Origin of the sequence: Parashewanella curva (assembly GCF_003675895.1) — a bacterium.
Lineage (GTDB): Bacteria > Pseudomonadota > Gammaproteobacteria > Enterobacterales > Shewanellaceae > Parashewanella > Parashewanella curva.
In genome coordinates this window covers 1-1,218 of the sequence record NZ_ML014943.1, presented here as the reverse complement: position 1 = coordinate 1,218, position 1,218 = coordinate 1, and the positions used below count along the sequence as shown (strand labels likewise).

General features: G+C 38.3%; 1 protein-coding gene. It reads left to right on the top strand.

All coding sequences use genetic code 11. The features are described from left to right. Nucleotides 1-97 precede the first annotated feature (97 nt). The coding region (locus D5018_RS21345) for an ISAs1 family transposase (RefSeq protein ID WP_121840978.1) at nucleotides 98-1,218 on the top strand (1,121 nt) is incomplete at its 3' end.

Below are 1,218 nucleotides of genomic sequence, written 5' to 3'. Positions count from 1 at the left end.
CAGGGCAAGATCGCGAATGTTTTTTGAGCAATTGTAAACATAAATTTGACCGTGAATACGGTTTGTGATCTTATACTTCCTTTTGCGGAAGTACACCATGAATTTAGACTTATTCTTTCAAATCTTTAGCAAGCTTGATGATCAGCGTCAGTCTTCAAAAGTTATCTACCCTCTTTTTGATATTTTATTTGTTAGTCTTTGCTCTGTCATTGCTGGAGCTGATGGCTGGAAAGACATAGAAGAATATGCAGAAGGTCACTTAGATTGGTTTCAAAAAAATGGTTTTCTTAAGGATGGTGTTCCTGTTGATGACACTATAGCTAGAACTATTGCTAGCATTGAACCAGAGCAGTTCAATCAATGCTTTGTTGAGTGGATGCAAGCCGTAAATCGCTTGTCCAAAGGTGAAATAATAGCAATTGATGGAAAAACTCTAAGAGGTTCCTATGACCGCAATGACCGCCGCTCAACACTGCATATGATTAATGCGTTTGCCTGTAAAAATAAAATGGTTTTAGGTCAACTCAGTACAGATGCCAAATCTAATGAAATTACAGCCATCCCTGAGCTTATTCAGCTTTTAGACATAAAAGGAGCATTAGTCTCTATTGATGCAATGGGATGCCAAAAGAAAATAGCTCAAGCCATAGTCAATAAGCAAGCAGATTACTTGCTTGCAGTTAAGGGAAATCAAGAATTATTACAATCAGAAATACAAAAACAATTCAGTGAGTTCCGTGGTAACCCAGAAAAAGAAAATTTATTGATAGAGAAAAATCGAAGTCGACTTGAGGCAAGAGCTTGTAAGGTATTGCCAGCAAAAGAAATAGCAAAACAATTTCCAGACTGGCCAAAGTTGAAAACCATTGGCGTCAGCATGGGGTACCGACAAGAAAAAGGCAAAGAGCCAAGTTTAGAATATCGTTATTACATTAGTTCAGCAGAGCTGACAGAAGAAAAGTTCTCCGAAGCTGTTCGAGCACATTGGGCTGTTGAGAATAGTCTGCACTGGGTACTTGACCTCAGTATGAATGAAGACAGATCCCAAATATACAAAGACAACGGTGCCGAGAACTGGGGAATATTGAGGCAAACTTCTTTAAATATGTTGAGAAAAGAAAAAACAAAAATAAGCATCCCAACAAAAAGAAAGCGAGCTTGGATGAAAACAGATTATCTCGAAAAGGTTTTAAAGGCTGGGCTAACTGTAGCGGACGA